This window comes from Brevibacillus sp. FSL K6-0770, assembly GCF_038000275.1.
In the GTDB taxonomy this organism is placed as follows: domain Bacteria; phylum Bacillota; class Bacilli; order Brevibacillales; family Brevibacillaceae; genus Brevibacillus; species Brevibacillus parabrevis.
On record NZ_JBBOBQ010000001.1, the window covers coordinates 4,721,345 to 4,737,182 of the forward strand.

The 15,838-nt window shown below is 48.7% G+C and carries 14 protein-coding genes, 1 pseudogene and 1 CRISPR repeat array; of the genes and pseudogenes, 1 reads left to right on the plus strand and 14 read right to left on the minus strand.

Annotated elements, in window-relative coordinates; all coding sequences use genetic code 11:
* Positions 1-60: 60 nt before the first annotated feature.
* Positions 61-963 carry a hypothetical protein gene (locus NST23_RS22365; protein WP_340964599.1) on the minus strand — a complete coding sequence of 301 codons (903 nt, stop codon included), beginning with the start codon at positions 961-963 and terminating at the stop codon, positions 61-63.
* A gap of 216 nt (positions 964-1,179) precedes the next feature.
* Here NST23_RS22365 and NST23_RS22370 point away from each other — a divergent pair, with 216 nt between their 5' ends.
* On the plus strand, positions 1,180-2,058 hold the full coding sequence (locus NST23_RS22370; protein WP_122964619.1) for a proline iminopeptidase-family hydrolase: 879 nt from the start codon (positions 1,180-1,182) through the stop codon (positions 2,056-2,058).
* A 168-nt stretch (positions 2,059-2,226) separates the two neighbouring features.
* On the opposite strand, the pseudogene NST23_RS22375 reads toward NST23_RS22370, so the two are convergent.
* The 13 genes and pseudogenes from NST23_RS22375 to NST23_RS22435 form a co-directional block, all read right to left on the minus strand.
* Positions 2,227-2,331 (minus strand): annotated as a pseudogene (locus NST23_RS22375) (iron chelate uptake ABC transporter family permease subunit); the annotation flags it as partial.
* A 1,127-nt stretch (positions 2,332-3,458) separates the two neighbouring features.
* Positions 3,459-3,956, minus strand: coding sequence for a hypothetical protein (locus NST23_RS22380; RefSeq protein WP_309539131.1), 498 nt, complete (start codon positions 3,954-3,956; stop codon positions 3,459-3,461).
* Between the two features lie 23 nt (positions 3,957-3,979).
* Complete coding sequence (locus NST23_RS22385) at positions 3,980-4,381, minus strand: hypothetical protein (protein ID WP_309539130.1); 402 nt, start codon at positions 4,379-4,381, stop codon at positions 3,980-3,982.
* 27 nt (positions 4,382-4,408) lie between these two features.
* Positions 4,409-4,840, minus strand: a complete 432-nt coding sequence (locus NST23_RS22390; protein WP_063229941.1) for a hypothetical protein — start codon at positions 4,838-4,840, stop codon at positions 4,409-4,411.
* 452 nt (positions 4,841-5,292) lie between these two features.
* Positions 5,293-7,178: direct repeats of the CRISPR family, unit length 37 nt; unit sequence GTTTCAGTCCCCTAACTTCTCGGGTCTCCAATGTAAC.
* 482 nt (positions 7,179-7,660) lie between these two features.
* On the minus strand, positions 7,661-7,849 hold the full coding sequence (locus NST23_RS22395) for a hypothetical protein (RefSeq protein ID WP_340964601.1): 189 nt from the start codon (positions 7,847-7,849) through the stop codon (positions 7,661-7,663).
* A gap of 81 nt (positions 7,850-7,930) precedes the next feature.
* Positions 7,931-9,991: a penicillin-binding transpeptidase domain-containing protein gene (locus tag NST23_RS22400; RefSeq protein ID WP_340964603.1), complete on the minus strand. Its 2,061-nt coding sequence runs from the start codon at positions 9,989-9,991 to the stop codon at positions 7,931-7,933.
* 168 nt (positions 9,992-10,159) lie between these two features.
* Positions 10,160-10,852 (minus strand): FHA domain-containing protein, encoded by a 693-nt coding sequence (locus NST23_RS22405; protein ID WP_122964613.1) that lies wholly within the window; start codon positions 10,850-10,852, stop codon positions 10,160-10,162.
* Positions 10,853-11,037: 185 nt separating this feature from the next.
* Entirely contained in the window at positions 11,038-11,865 is an 828-nt protein-coding gene (locus tag NST23_RS22410; RefSeq protein ID WP_340964605.1) for an amidase domain-containing protein, read from the minus strand.
* A gap of 176 nt (positions 11,866-12,041) precedes the next feature.
* On the minus strand, positions 12,042-12,383 hold the full coding sequence (locus NST23_RS22415; RefSeq protein WP_340964608.1) for a hypothetical protein: 342 nt from the start codon (positions 12,381-12,383) through the stop codon (positions 12,042-12,044).
* A gap of 435 nt (positions 12,384-12,818) precedes the next feature.
* Entirely contained in the window at positions 12,819-13,148 is a 330-nt protein-coding gene (locus tag NST23_RS22420; protein WP_122964612.1) for a cupin domain-containing protein, read from the minus strand.
* Between the two features lie 116 nt (positions 13,149-13,264).
* Complete coding sequence (locus tag NST23_RS22425) at positions 13,265-13,564, minus strand: DUF2277 domain-containing protein (RefSeq protein ID WP_173597541.1); 300 nt, start codon at positions 13,562-13,564, stop codon at positions 13,265-13,267.
* A 128-nt stretch (positions 13,565-13,692) separates the two neighbouring features.
* Positions 13,693-14,679 (minus strand): ABC transporter substrate-binding protein, encoded by a 987-nt coding sequence (locus tag NST23_RS22430; protein WP_122964611.1) that lies wholly within the window; start codon positions 14,677-14,679, stop codon positions 13,693-13,695.
* A gap of 154 nt (positions 14,680-14,833) precedes the next feature.
* A complete protein-coding gene (locus NST23_RS22435) occupies positions 14,834-15,823 on the minus strand; it encodes a helix-turn-helix transcriptional regulator (protein ID WP_274874291.1) in 990 nt (329 codons plus the stop codon).
* Positions 15,824-15,838 lie beyond the last annotated feature (15 nt).

Below are 15,838 nucleotides of genomic sequence, written 5' to 3' on the forward strand. Positions count from 1 at the left end.
CGATGCGCATAATTGCTGTCATTATACTACAGCGCCTGGCAAAAGACGCACGCCCCTGCCTTAGTGCCGCCAGCCGCCTTTTGCCCAGTGGCTGCGCATCTCTTCGCGAGTCACTTTCTCCACTTGTTTCCCCGTCAAATCCACGCGCTCGGGAGTGGTCGCTGCCAAATCCGACAAGCGGACGTCCACAGTCAGTTGCAACGTATGCACGACGCCGGAAGCGTCCGTCCCGACCAGCTCCACCTTGGCGGTTTGCTGCTCGATCTGGTTTTGCTCGTTGATCGTCGCGTTCAGCACGACTTGCTCCAGATGCACGTCTTCCTGCAAAGCGGGCAGCTCCAGCGCGAGTTCTTTTTCGGCTTCACCCGCCCTCGCTTCCTGGCTGCGTTCAACGATTTTCGCGTACATGATCGGGCCTAGCATTTTGGCGAACACAGGCATTTGCTCCTCGTCGAGCTTCAAGGATACTCGTTTCCCGCCATCCGGCAAGTTTTCCATCGTCGTCCATTTCTCCATGCTTCCGAACAATGTTTTGTGCACCTGCTCCATCATGGCGCTGCTCATAGCGTGCTGATCCTGCTCAGGCTGTTGTTGTTGCCAATCCATTGCCTCCATGACGCGATACAGATCGCGATCCCCTTTTTTAAAAACCATTTGAGTCGGCTCGCGAAATGCTTGAAAGCTTCCTTCGCCGTTCGCATCGACATACGTGCCATCCACGCTGCCCAGCTTCTGCTCATGATCGACTTTGGCCACCCCGTCGACTGCAAAAAGCTTCGTCTGGTTGTCTGTCAACTCCAGGTGAGCGTGCGCAGTCAAGCTCCCTGCTTCTTTCGTCTGCTTTAACGCCGATTTGTACGACTCCAGTGCGCCGTTGTCCGCTTGCGCCGAAACGCTCATCCCCCACGTCGCTCCCCCGCCGATTCCGACCGCCAATGCCACCGCCAGCCATTTTTTTCGCACCAGTCATCCCTCCAGTTTCATGTAGAAAGCAGCCTCACTTTCTCTACTAGCGATGATAAAGCGGAAGCCTAAACGCGTTCTAAACGAAATCTAAAAAAAGTGTAAAATCATGCGCTTGGCGCACGCACACAGCTACTCACGCAAAAATCTTCTAAAAATGGTATATTGGTAAAAAGAATTGGATCAACAAGAGTGACAAGTGGAGGATGAAAAACGATGAACAAGCAGGAAGGCTACATCGAAGTTCCTGGCGGAAAAGTATGGTACAACCGCGTCGGCACAGGCAATCACACTCCGCTGATCGTGTTGCACGGCGGGCCTGGCAACACGCACGACCCGCTCCAGTCTGCATTGCACGTGCTTGGCGACGAGCGTCCCGTTATTTTTTACGACCAGCTCGGCTCGGGCAACTCGGACAGACCGACCGACTCCTCGCTGTGGAAAACGGAGCGCTTTGTAGAAGAGCTGGCCTGCATTCGACAGGCGCTTGATTTGACCGAGGTTCATATTCTCGGCCATTCGTGGGGAACGATGCTGGCTGCGGCTTATTTGATTGACGCTAAGCCTGCGGGCGTTGCGAGCGTGATTTTCTCCAGTCCTTGCCTCCGTGCCCAGCTCTGGAAAGAAGACGCTGATCGGCTGATCGCCCAACTGCCGGAAGACGTCCAGCAGACGATTGCCCGGCACGAACAGCAAGGAACGACGGATTCCAAAGAGTATCAGGACGCGATGAAACAATACTACGCGCGCCACGTTTGCCGCATGGAGCCGTTGCCAGAAGTCATGACGCAAAGCCGTGCGAAAGCCAACAAAGACGTGTACATGACGATGTGGGGGCCGTCCGAGTTTTGCCCGACAGGCAATCTCAAGACGTTTGATTACACGCCGAAGCTGCATGAAATCGCGATTCCTGCCCTGTTTGTGTGCGGTCGCTACGACGAGGCGACCCCGGAAGCAACAAGCTACTACCAGTCGCTCGTGCCAAACGCCGGGCTGCATGTGTTGGAGCACAGCTCCCATCTCGGCTATTTGGAAGAAACAGACGAATACGTACAGACCGTCCGCGCGTTTTTGCGCCAAGCGGACAAGCGATAATTCCGGTTGACTCGATATGGAAAACACAAGAAGCCCCGTCTCGCAGCAGTGTGCAAGACAGGGCTTTTTGTGTTTGTTTACCAGCTTCTGCTTTTTTCTTTGCCGATCAAGTAAAGGAAGTACGGCGCCCACCGGAACCTCAAGCGGAGGTAACAGCCATCTGCCCAGTCCGTCCGCTGCAACCAGCAAAATGGCCCCGAGCAGGGCAGCTACAGGAAGTAGCCAAATGCGCTTGCCCCCGACCAGCCTGCCAGCCATGTGCGGAGCAAGCAAGCCGACAAACCCGATCGAACCGACAACCGCGACACAAGCTCCGGCCAGCGCTTTGCGCCACTTCCCGCAAGCGGCTGGCTGGCAGCTCCAGCAGCACCTTTGCCCGGTCGATCCGCAAACGGGTTATGTAGTCGGAAAAGCTCACACCTTTGAGCGTCTTGAACATGCGCGAATGCATCCAGACTTTTGTGCAGTTCCTCCATCAAATGCAAAACCTGCGAATGGCTGCGCACGTGAAACGACTTTTCCAGCGGGAAATCGGCTGTTCCCTGGAGAAAAGTCCGCTCCGTCCCGGACGATGCTGCCTCCGTCCAAAAAGCAAACTCGATCAAAAAGACCTCCAGCTGCTTGCCCGCTTGCGCGCAAATGGAGGTGTCCGTCCACGGCCTGAGAAAAACGACATCGCCCGCCTCCACAGCCTGCTCGATCGCATTGCTTGTCAGCGTACCTTTGTGACTTTTGACAAACCCGATGCGCTGGCAGGAAGAAGCCGGAAGCGAATGCGGCTCCTGGTGAGCACATGTGACAAGCGATACGCTCTGCACGGAAAAAATCATCTGCCGGAACTGTCGATAAACCTCGTCAGCATGCAACGTTGGCCCCTCCTCTCCTGTATCCCTTTTAGCTATCCACTATTATAGCTCGTCTGCCGTGCCTCCGCGCATCAGGGAACGGGGATGGAAAACAAAGGAGGCCGTAAAAAGCGTAAAGGCTCTCTCGACGGGTCGAAGGGTTAAACTGATTGATTGATTGATTGTCTGCGATTTCCGGATTTTCGGTCGTACTTTTTATTTGCTGTATGGATGGTTTTTTAGGGGTGGCAAAGTTCGATTTGTTTGTTGCCGTTTCAGGGATGCTTCATGCTTCAATGGTATGTCTGTCTTTTCTCTCTATGCAGCCGCACGGATTCTAGCATGAACTTGTCAAGTTAGCTTCTAAAGGCTGGGCTTTTTTTCAACAAAAATACACCCCTTAGGTTGCATCGGATCTACCAGGAGGTTTAATCCAATGTCTATTTTAGGAGGTGCACTTCATTGACCGATAGTAGGTCAGCGCTTTTGGTTTAGCCGCTTTTTTGTATTTATTTTGCAAAAGGACAAGAATGGTATTGCGGGTTTTAATTGCTCTTATTTTACCTCTTCGAAGTCTATGATTTTTCCCTCACTTTTTTCCGTGCTAATTTCATTCCAGCCCTCTTTATCTGTGCCTATATTTTTTGCGCCAACAGTTCGTTCAGTATCAGAGCCTTCATTATTCTTGCTATACTTATGCAAGATATTTGTACCATCCGCTTGTTTTTCCAAAATGTACATCTCATTGTTCTCTTCATCCATATAAATACTTGGCACTACATCACCGTTTGCTTGCTCAAGCATGATATTCATTACTATTTTAGCAATCCCCTTATACTCTTCACTTTTTAAAACCTCTTTGTGATCCAGCTTTTTCAAGTCGTCCAGATTAATGTCAAAGCTGCTTGCAATGTCATTGTCAACCTTTTCTTTAAACTCTGCAATTCTTTGTTTTACAATCACCATGTCATCTTGCTTGCTTGCATTTGCATAACCGATAACGGAAAACGCTAAAGCTAATGCAATTCCACTAAATAAAACCGATTTTTTCATGGTAATATCTCCTTTTCACTATATTAAGGCATCCAAATCGCATCATCGTATGAGTGATTTTCTTCTGTCAATTTATCTTCCTTTTTTGCATATTCTTCATGAAAGCTGCTTATTTCCCAATACCCTTTCTTCGTAGGATTAACTACTTTCCTTTCTCCTGTTTGTTTGACCTTATATGAATTATAATTGGTTGCTCTTTCTGTCTCACCTTGCTTCTTTGCATTGAAATAGATAGTAGACTGCACCGTAATTTTTGCACACTTGACATCAGATTCAGTGATAGCGGTAAATCCCGCCGTATGTTTTGTAGATGTTTCAGACGCTATATAAACGTCCGATGAAAATTCTGTCATTTCAGCATAAACTGTAGCTGCTGAGAACACAGTAAATGCCAGCAATCCTATAGATAGAATTCTTTTAACCATACTCTCCCCCATAGCTATGCATCATCTTTACTTTACGTTAAATTCCTGTTCTTCATAATTAATACCGCTATCTGTTGTCCCATCGGTATAGTAAACATCCCCGCTGGCGGCTACCTCCCATATCGCTTTTCCATATTCCTCCTGATTACTAATCTTTGCTTTCAAAGATTTAACATAGGAATCTTCTGTTGTTTTTGAGGAAACTTTCTTCCCGTTTCTAGTAATAATAGCAAAGGAAATGATTTGCTTAATATCACTAGATTTTACTCTAGAGGAGATATCACGCGTAATACCATACGAAGATATTACATAATGTTTTTCTCCCCCTGCCGTAGACAGATTTCCACTGATTGACGCTTCTGATTGTGCTATCCCCATCGGAGTAGCTGCGAATGCAGTAGTGATTGTCGCCAGAACAACGCAAGAAGTAATAAAACTTGCTACAAGCTTTCTATTCAACAATACCCCTCGCTAAAAATATTTTGAAATTTTTTGCATATTAATCTTTAATTTTTCTATTTTCAACATTTTTTTCCATTTATGTTTAAGGCTTCATTAGTAAGACGATGTAGCTTGTATTTTGTTACAATCCCCACAAAAAAACTGCACACAACCGTCCATATTGAAAACGGTTTATGTGCAGCAAGTCTCTCGTGCAGCTTTTTTCGCGTCTTTTATAAGTTTTTCCATCTTTTCCATCAAATCTACTTTCTCTAGCATCTTTTGTTGTCGGAGCATCGCGAGCAGGCAAGGCCAGCTTAGTTACAGTCTTCTGTTTTTTCGGATTTGTAATATAACGAGATAACCAAATACGAACAAAAATGCAAGAGCCTTAGTTTCAATTCCGCTTGCTTTTCGGGTCTTCGATGTAACGTCGCGCCGCTGAATTTTGTCGGCGGGTGGAAGGCATGGTTTCAGTCCCCTAGCTTCTCGGGTCTCCAATGTAACGTAACTCCCCATTTGACCGTCAACAATCACCACGTAGTTTCAGTCCCCTAACTTCTCGGGTCTCCAATGTAACCATAAAAGGACATCATGCCAGTTACACGATCACCTTCGGTTTCAGTCCCCTAACTTCTCGGGTCTCCAATGTAACAAGATGCAGAGCTGCGTATCATCAACCAGGCTACAGTGTTTCAGTCCCCTAACTTCTCGGGTCTCCAATGTAACACTACTTCCAGAAGCATTCCTAATCCAATAATCGCAACGTTTCAGTCCCCTAACTTCTCGGGTCTCCAATGTAACAGCAAATGGTAAATGTGATAAAGGCGCGGTTTTCAAGTTTCAGTCCCCTAACTTCTCGGGTCTCCAATGTAACCGTTCCTTAGAAAATGCTTCAGCCATCTGCTCAGTTGTTTCAGTCCCCTAACTTCTCGGGTCTCCAATGTAACTTGGGAGCTCCATGCCCCACTGCGTTCTTATTGCCTCGGTTTCAGTCCCCTAACTTCTCGGGTCTCCAATGTAACGAGCGCCAAGCGCTCTGGCAGGTGCCAGGTATGCGGAGTTTCAGTCCCCTAACTTCTCGGGTCTCCAATGTAACTTCTCACCCCCTTTCCCTGCCTCCTCTCTAACATAGGTTTCAGTCCCCTAACTTCTCGGGTCTCCAATGTAACCAGGCGCGAGAATCAATCCCGGCACCATACCGAATCGTGTTTCAGTCCCCTAACTTCTCGGGTCTCCAATGTAACTGCATCGGAATTTCGTAAACTTTGTACTCGATCCCAGTTTCAGTCCCCTAACTTCTCGGGTCTCCAATGTAACGACCAGCAAGTCTTATCACAATAGTTAAATTGTATCTAGTTTCAGTCCCCTAACTTCTCGGGTCTCCAATGTAACAAACCGTGGAATGGACAGACCCGACCCATTTAAACATGTTTCAGTCCCCTAACTTCTCGGGTCTCCAATGTAACGTAAAGGAGATCAATCCGGTGCCAGTAAAAGGGCATCAGTTTCAGTCCCCTAACTTCTCGGGTCTCCAATGTAACGTAGGTTGGGGTTTATCAAGCTGTGATCCCCGAATATCCGTTTCAGTCCCCTAACTTCTCGGGTCTCCAATGTAACTGGTACAAGCTGTGATACTGGTTCTCCTGCGTGTACAGTTTCAGTCCCCTAACTTCTCGGGTCTCCAATGTAACACAAGCTACTGGGTCACGGTGCTGCATAGAGAATGAGTTTCAGTCCCCTAACTTCTCGGGTCTCCAATGTAACCTGACTACAGACCGTTCCGCGCATGATGTAGCTGCAGATGTTTCAGTCCCCTAACTTCTCGGGTCTCCAATGTAACGATGCGAGTCCGTTCGGTAGCGTGAAGCCCGTTGAAGGTTTCAGTCCCCTAACTTCTCGGGTCTCCAATGTAACCAGTCCTCAACGAAAGTCCTCTCTGCCGCTTTCGTTGTTTCAGTCCCCTAACTTCTCGGGTCTCCAATGTAACTTAAACAAGACAATGATATCTGAGTTGCTAAAACAAGTTTCAGTCCCCTAACTTCTCGGGTCTCCAATGTAACGTATTCGGCCAGTTCCAGCGTCGGGTACACGACGAGTTTCAGTCCCCTAACTTCTCGGGTCTCCAATGTAACTAAGCCCCAGCGCTCACCGTCATATTCCTTGTTGATTGTTTCAGTCCCCTAACTTCTCGGGTCTCCAATGTAACAGGTTCAGTTAAACGTTAGTGTGCAGCGCTGGATTAGTTTCAGTCCCCTAACTTCTCGGGTCTCCAATGTAACTGGACAAAGATGTAATGCGCTGCACGGCATACTCTGTGTTTCAGTCCCCTAACTTCTCGGGTCTCCAATGTAACCGACTTTGACTACCATGCTTAACCTCAATAACGCCAAGGCTTTCCTCATACTCACTGCCAACAAGAACCCGCTCTTTTTTCGAGGATTCACTTCTCGTCAAAAATCACGCCCTATCCTCGAAAATCGGCTGTACGCATCTTGTTCATTTCTTTTTCCTCGCTACAGGGTAACCATTCGCCCTCATACTTATAATAAAACATTATCCCCCATCCCATCTATCCATTTCTTTACACGATCCAGCACCCAAACAACTTTTCATCCACAAACGCAAATATCTTTCAACCGCCACTTCCTTCATCCAACTCCCCAAACAAATCACTCTCCTTTAATACGGCAAGTCCGCTCCCGTACAAATCCCCCCTGCGTGAACAGACCACTTCATTCCATTCCGCTACAATCCCACAAAAAAACTGCACACAACCGTCCATACTGAAAACGGCTCATGTGCAGCAAGTCCCTCGCTCAGTTGCACTCGCGTCCCCTACGAGTTTCTCCAGCTTTTCCACCAGCTCCACGCTTGCGGCTTTCTCCAGCGTCTTTTGCTGTCGGAACACCGCGAGCGCGGCAAACCAACACCCGCTTTCTGCACGGACGGCTCCGTGACGATTCCCCAAGCAGCCGTACACGCAGCCAATCTCATCTGCTTTTCATCCTCTACTCGCCTGCTCATTGCTCCCACCGCTCCTCTGTCCTTTTCTCTCTGCTTCTATCCTAGCGAAACTAGCGAAACGAAACGCTTGCTCTATGCTGCTTACGCCCCCACGCCCTGCAACAGCTTGGAAAAAATCCGCTTGATTCGCGCATCGAGCACATGGCTGCCGCCGCGGCCTCTGACGTCCTCGACCATCATCGTGACCAGCAGGCGCGGATCATCCACATTGAACACCGCGTACCAACCGTTTTCCTGTCCTTGCTCGCCCTTTTTTTGCTTCAATTCTGCGGTGCCGGTCTTGCCCGCCATGCGGATGCCCGGCACACGCGCTCCCCGGCCTGTGCCGCGGGGGTCTTCCATCACCTGCACAAGATCGGCCCTGACGATGGCTGCCACTTGGGGCGGAATCGCTTCACGCTTCCAATACCGCTCTTTTTGCTCGCCCTGAAGCAGCGACGGGTACACGATGTTTCCCTCGTTGACAAAAGCGCTGTACACGAGTGCCAAGTGAAGCGGCGTCATTGTCACCTCGCCCTGCCCATAGCCCGAGTCTGCCAACTGGATCTCGTTTCTCATGCCGTTGTTGGCAAGCCGGGACGGATCGAGCGGATACGGGATCGGCACCGCCTCGTCAAAGCCAAGCTGCTTTCCCTGTGCCACGAACGGCTCCTCCCCGATGGACAGCGCCGCCTTGGCAAAATAAATATTGTCCGAGTAGACGAGTGCTTTTTTCAGGTCGACGGGCGCTCCGTAGTCACTCACCCGCGTCACTTCGTATGCGCCCCAGGAGGCGTCCTTTTGCCAATGCAGTCCTTTGACCGAAACAGTATCGGCTGGCGTAATCGCTCCGGTCGCAAGTCCCATTGCCGCGGTAAGCGGCTTGAAGGTAGACCCTGGCGCAAAGCCGCGGGCAAAGCGATTCAGCAAAGGCTTGCCCGGATCGTCATTGAGCTTTTTCCACTCTTCTGTCGACATGCCGAGCACAAATGCGTTTGGATCATACGAAGGCGAGCTGACCAGCGCCAAAACTTCTCCCGTCGCGGGCGAAATCGCTGCGGCTGTCCCAGCATCCTGCTTGAACTCGCTGTAAATCGTTTGCTGGACAGTAGCATCGATCGTCAGGGCGAGTGGCTGCCCGTTTTTGGCGGGTTGCTCCGCCACGATTTTTTTCACCGTCCCGTCTGCACCGACAATCGCGATCCGGCCGCCGGATTCCCCGCGCAATTGCTGTTCAAAAAGCTGTTCCAGCCCCGCCTTGCCGATGATATCCGAGGCGCGGTAGCCCATGTCTTTGCGCTTTTCGTACTCCTCCTGGCTAATCGCACCCGTGTAGCCGACCAAATGAGCCGCCGCAGCCTGATACGGGTAGTACCTGACCTGCTTTTTCTGCAAAACGATGCTCGCGGTTTGTTGCAAAGTTTGCAAGCGTGCATCATCCTCCGGCAAAGTTGCGATGCGGACAAACGAGCCAGACTTCCCGGCATTGGCACTCACCACACTCATCAGGTTTGCCAGCGGTATTTGCAACAGCTTGCTGACTTGTGTCCTCCCGGCTGGAGGCGTTTTGCTCCATTCATCTGGACGAATCCCGACATCGACCACGATCCGGCTCGTAGCCAGCCTGCGTCCGGCCCGGTCCAATATTTCTCCCCGCTTCGGATACAGCGTGTTGGCGCGCACCTTATCCCCTTCCTGCATCCCGGGAAATAAAAAAGACGGATTCCAATGGATGTACCAATCTTTTTTGTCGTTTTGCGTCTCTTTGATCAAGGTTGCTTTTCCTGTAAACGAAATCGGTTCGACGAATGTGTCCAGCTTGATCCGGTAATGGAAGTTGATTTTCCCATCCTCAGTCGGGACGACATCTCCGTTGTAAAGCGGCTCGACGAGGATCGGTTTGGCCTCGATCCCGCCGTAAATGTTCTCGTATCGCGAAACGAACTCGTCCTTTGTCACCTTTGCCTTTGTATCCAGTGAAAGCTGTTCGTACATATGTGCAAACTGCTGATTTTTCCAATTCGTCGTATAAGCGGTAAACGCCGCCTTCGCCATTTCCCCGTCCGTTTTCGGCCCTTCCTTCCAATAGTCCCAAAAAAGGAAGACAAATCCCGAAAGAATTACGAGAAAGACACTCCAAAAACATATCCAAGCCTTTTTCACCAGTTCCTCACCTTCCCTTTCCCACGATAAACCAGCCGGATTAGAGAATAAATGGAAGAAAACTGATGAAATCATCAGATCACACTCACAAACAAATGATAAGTGTCAGACAATTAAGCAGGAAAAAGCGCATGGAAAAAAGGAAGACCACTGGCTCGTCTCCCTTGTTCAATCCTCCCACATATAGCCGAAGCGAGGAATCGTGGTGACCTTTTCCCCGTACTTGCCCAGCCGTTTGCGCAAACGGTACACGAGCGCATTGATTTCGGCGCGTCCCACATCCGGCACGCTATTGTCTGTGTAAATCATTCTTTCCGGCCAGATCGACACCATGATTTCCTCATAGCTGACTGCCTGATTGGCCCGTTGATACAAAAGCATCAGCAAATCCATATCTTTTCCTGTCAAATGAATCCTCGCACCATCCAGGCGAATCTCGCGCCGCTCCAGGTTGATGACCAATCCTGTCGTGGAAACAGTCGAAACCATCGATTGCACCAGCGGAAAAGAAAATTCCCTGGTCACGTCCAACTCACTGCCCTCCGCAAAAAAGACCAGCTCGACGACTCCTTTGGCAAGGCTGATCAGATCGCCGTGAAATAACGGCTGCGGCGCTTGGCGGACGCTCTGCCCGTTGACTTCTGTTCCATGCTTGCTGTCCAGATCGGAAATCGTATAGCGATTGCCGATCTTGCGGATCACGGCATGCCGTCTCGACACGTATGGGCTGGAAAAAGCGATGTCAGGCGCAAGTTGGCTCCCTCTCCGTCCAATGGTGTACTCATCCTGACGAAGAAACTGGCGTTTTTGCACAAGCTCCGGATCGCCTTTTTTGATCAGGACATAGACGCCGTCTTCCAACGTTCATCACCTCAAAAAAGAGTTGCAGCTATCCGTATTAATTACATACCAAAATACCGGAAAGTCAACCCTTTTTTCGCCTATAGTACAAAGCCGCAGGGCATGAATAGTATCAACCACTCGCAAACCCGTCTCTTAATCATAGGAGACGGGTTTTTCTATCCAGTTAAAACTAACTCAACCTCTTACTCATGGATATCAATTAATCTGTAATCACACTCATCGTACTTTGAAACAAAATAATCCCAAGCGACATTTTTTCTATTGGAAGAATGATAAGAGACAAGGGGAATATCGTATCGACCATTATTTGTGAGTTTAGTTACGATGGCAGTGTGGTTCCAGTCTCCATCGCTATCGATGTCGTATTGAACTACATCTCCTAGACTAAGCTCACTTGCGTAATCCAAATCTGACCCGAAGATCGTATACGAGTTTGTAGCTACTTCGTAGAAATCATCGACATTAATCCAACTGTTAGAGACGTCCCATCTATCACGATAATACCATTTTTTATAGTTACCTGATGTAGTACCTCTTTCGGGAATCCCACCATAATTCAGTGCTTGAGAGACAAAGTTTGTGCAATCGTTGTTCCAGGTGTAGTAATTAGGATTCGGATTTAAAGCATAATCCAAGGCATAATCAGCAGCTTCCGATCCATCGTAAGAATATGAAGCTAGGGCAGCACCTTCTGGAGCTTCAATGGATAGTTGTTTTTTTGTATTTTGTTTTTTCATTTTAGCCTTAAAATCTTTCCCCTTCTTGATTACATCCTCACTACTTAAATCTGTTTCAAGGGTGTCAGAAGACATTTTTACAATTTCAAAATCATTTGACGTTTCATTTGAGTCATTAACAAGGCTATTCTTATTCAATGATGCAGCAGGCTTATTAAGCACCACCTTCACATCATCTGCAAAACCAGACTCAATCGAGTTATTTACAACAAATTCTTGGATCAGGTAAATATGTACCTCATAGTTATCCTTGTTTTCAGTTATACCTTTCATATCATAAGACGTTTCGTAATTTGTTATTGTAAAATTTTGAACATCGTTAATATATCGAAAATAAATGGCTGTTTCATCTATTTTATCAAACGGTAGACTGCTAAAATCCCAAACAAATCGACTTCATATTACATTTATATGGAAAATATTACAATATTCGTTTTCTAATTAGTAGGCTATTTAGCTGTATAAGTAAATCTCTCTTTGATTACTTTCCATTCCAGATCTTCGTATACAAGAACATATTCATAGTGATTTACGCGATTTTTACCTTCACTTGTAATAACATTTTTATTCACATCGATATAATACTTACCTTCAGCAAATTGGACATTGGTATGATTTTCAGCACCTTCATCTGCCAGTTCATTTAATTGTTTGTTGTGCTTATTGATTAATTCTTTAACTGTAAGAAGCGCGCCCATATTTCCAGGTAAGTCTTTGATTTGAAAAAAAATCGTTAAAGCAATTGAAACGAGAGCAACAGCAATAATCCATTTCCTAGTTTTATTCAACATTCTTCATTCACCTCATTTTCAAGTCCTAATGTATGGGTTTGATCACATCCAAATACCATAATATAATACTTTTTCAATAAATTGGAAGTTGCGTACAGACACATATTTCTCAGTAAACATTCTTTTGTAAAATTTTTTTCTATAAAGAGTGAGGGCGGGCGACATTTTGTCTAGGATCGTTTGTTTCATTCAAAAAAAGAATAAAAACTAAAAATTATGAACATGAATGCCAAAAGGGCACCCTGTATAAAGACTACAGCGCACCATAAAGGCTCATATTTAAAAACCAGTTAATATTCGGACTAAAACTATTTTTGCTCCTGCTTTCAATGACTACTCAACTCGTATAATCGTAGTTTTTTCGCCGCCGCTTGGTCCCGACAATGACAGCTATCTCGTTCACGCCATCTATCTTTCATGCTTGCTTGCAATCTATCACGAACAACGCTTGAGCGCCGCCAGCTGTTTCGGCTCGATCACCAACAGATGGCAAACTCCGTTGGGCACGAACCATTTGTACGCCGTTCCTTTTGGTATGACGAGCAATTCGCCAGCCTCGATCCAAATATTGCGCTCATGGGACATCAATAGCAATCTTCCGTTTACGACGAGAATCATTTCGTCCTTGTGGTCGTGCTGCTGCCAGGGATATTCTCCCGAAAGCTGCTCCAGCTTGATCGCCGAATCGTTCAGCTCCCCTACGACCGTTGAACGTAAAGACTGTTGTATCCACGAAAATTGTTCTGTCAGATTTATCTTCTCCATGATGGATCTCTCCCCTTTGTCCCCAAGATAATACAAAAGACGAGGAGGGAAAATAGAAGCGATCTGATAGAGTTATGATAAACAAAATCACAAAACGATGATAAGCGGCGAAAAATTCAATCAACAGAGTCAGCCGGTTGGGATTGGGGCGTGCCGAATCGTTTGGCATTTCTTGCGCGGGCGCGTTCGATTTCCGTCTCGCGGTTGCGCGGCTCGGCGTTTGTCACCAATGAATCGAGCAAAGTCTGGGCGACTGCTGTTACCTCTTTGACCGCCCGCTGAAACGCCTCTTCGTTTGCTTTGGAGGGCGTGTTGAAGCCCGAGAGCTTTCTCACAAACTGCAGCGCGGCTGCCTGAACCTCATCTTCGGTAGCGGGAGGGGAGAAATTGAACAAGGTTTTAATATTTCGGCACATGGCGATCTCCTTTGGCAGAATGTCTTTTTCGCTCATCATACAACATACACAGTGAAGTCGGTCAAGCGCCGCCTATGAAAAAAACGGACGCCTGAAAAGCATCCGTTTTTTGCTCGTGCCCGCTTTTGCTATTTTTGGTTCTTTTGCAAAATATCTGCCGCTACCTGCTCGATCATCGCCTTTTTCCCGAGGGCAAAAAACGCTTCGTTGTAGCTCTGTTTTGTAGTGACGCGGTACACCTTGCCGTTTTTCTTCGCCTTCATATTGTTCCAGATCGCGGTATCTTCCAGCACATTGTGCTCGGAATCGGCGAGCAGCACGATATGGTCGGGATTGAGCGTCGACAGTCCCTCCAGGTCCGTCTCCTTGCCTCCCCACGGATCTGGCTCCGGTATTCCCGCCGCTTTCGGCAGCTTCAAGTCGGAGAAAATCATGTCAGCCAGCCCGGTTTTCGCGTAGAGGCGAATCCCTTTTTGCGTCGCTTCGATCACTGCGAACGATTCCTCTTTGGTAGTTGCCACAATCTGATCGTGCAGCTGCTTCGCATGGTCATCGTACGCTTTCAGCCATTCATCCATCTGCTGCTTTTTCCCGAGCGTATTCGCCACAAAGTCGAACCGCTCGCGAAACGCGTTGAAACCGTAAGGCACGCGCACGGTCGGGGCAATTTTGTTCAACTGCTCGTAAATTTTTTCCTGGGCCGGACCCACGAGAATCAGATCGGGATTGGCTGCGGCGATCGCCTCGACACTTACCTCATTTTGAAACCAGCCCGCCACGGTCACGTCTTTTCCCAGCTCTTTTTGCAAAATCGGCGTCAAATCCATCGGGCTTTCATACTGGCTGTTCGCGGTCAGCACGGGACGAATGCCAAGCGCCAACAGCTCCTCAGTCGATCCAGATACGTCCGCGATTCTTTGCGGATTGGCCGGGATGGTTACTTCGCCTGCTGCATCCTTGACTGTCCGCGTTTCTGCTGTTTGCGCAGCCGGCTTGTCTGCTGGCGCTTGTCCGCCTTGTCCTCCTGCACTGTTGTCAGCAGCTTGGCTGCATCCCCCTACAAGTAACGCCAAACCGAGCAATCCCGCGATCCAGCCGTGCTTTCTTTTTGCCATACCTTCCGTCAGCCTCCATCATCTGTGATAATAATTCTCAACAACTACGCTTGATCGTACCTTTGCCAGCTGTTTGCAACTACCGGACGAGGGCGAAAACTACGGTTGGCGGGATAATAGAAAAAAGCGAGAGACATCGCTCCCGCTTTTTTCGCTACAAAATATACCTGCCCCGCTTCACATCGGACGGATTCATTCCGTACTGCTTGCGGAACGCTTCGGAAAAGTGACTGAAGTTGGAAAAGCCGACCGACAACGCTACCTGGCTGACATTCATCTCGCCCGAGCGCAGCAGTTCCAGCGCTTTTTCCAGGCGCTTTTCCCGCAAGTACGCGAAGACGCTCGTGCCAAACTCCTCTTTGAAGCCGATTTTCAGCTTGTATTCGTTCAGCTGCGCCATGCGTGCCAGCTCGATCAAGGAAGGCGGCGCCTCCATATTCGCCAGCAAAATTTCTCTGGCGCTATGAATTTTTTCCCGATCGCTGCGGGACAAAAAGGGTCGGGTGACTTCCGCCTCTCGCTCAAACAGCAGCATGTCGAAGGCGTGCGCAGCGATTTCCAGCGTCTTGCCTTCCGCATGAAGCCGCCGCAATCTGGGCTGAGACGCAGGCGGCGCGATCAGCTGCTGGAGCCGCATCATCAAATCTGGCCGAAGCGGCATGCGGAACATGCGAAAAGGACGGTTGCCCAACAAGCTTTCAAACGTATACGGCGTTCCTTCGTCGATTTGCGCAAGCCATTCGTTGAACAGCTCGACGGAAATCCCGATCGCTACCGAACGAAACGGCGCTTGGGCCATATAGCAAAAGTCGGCTTGAAAATCCCGCATCAATTGCAGCGAGCAGCTGTCCGGAACGAGATCGTGCTGGGAACCGCCCGAAACCGCTACCTCCCCCGTTCCTTGCAAGCAAAAGCTCAGCTCCACCATGGCGGCTTCCGAGCGAAAACGCATGGCGTGATCATCCTGAAAACGATGGAAGGAATCGACAATCTCCAGTCCAGGACGAGGCATCATTCTGTTGATGTATCCGTTCCAACCGGACAAGTCATCCCCCGCCATCTCCGTCCCGATGTCATCAAGCCGAATGTTCGGCAGCGCGTCAATATAACTGTCGTAGATGGAATGAATGGATGTGGCATGCATGGCAATCTCCCGGTT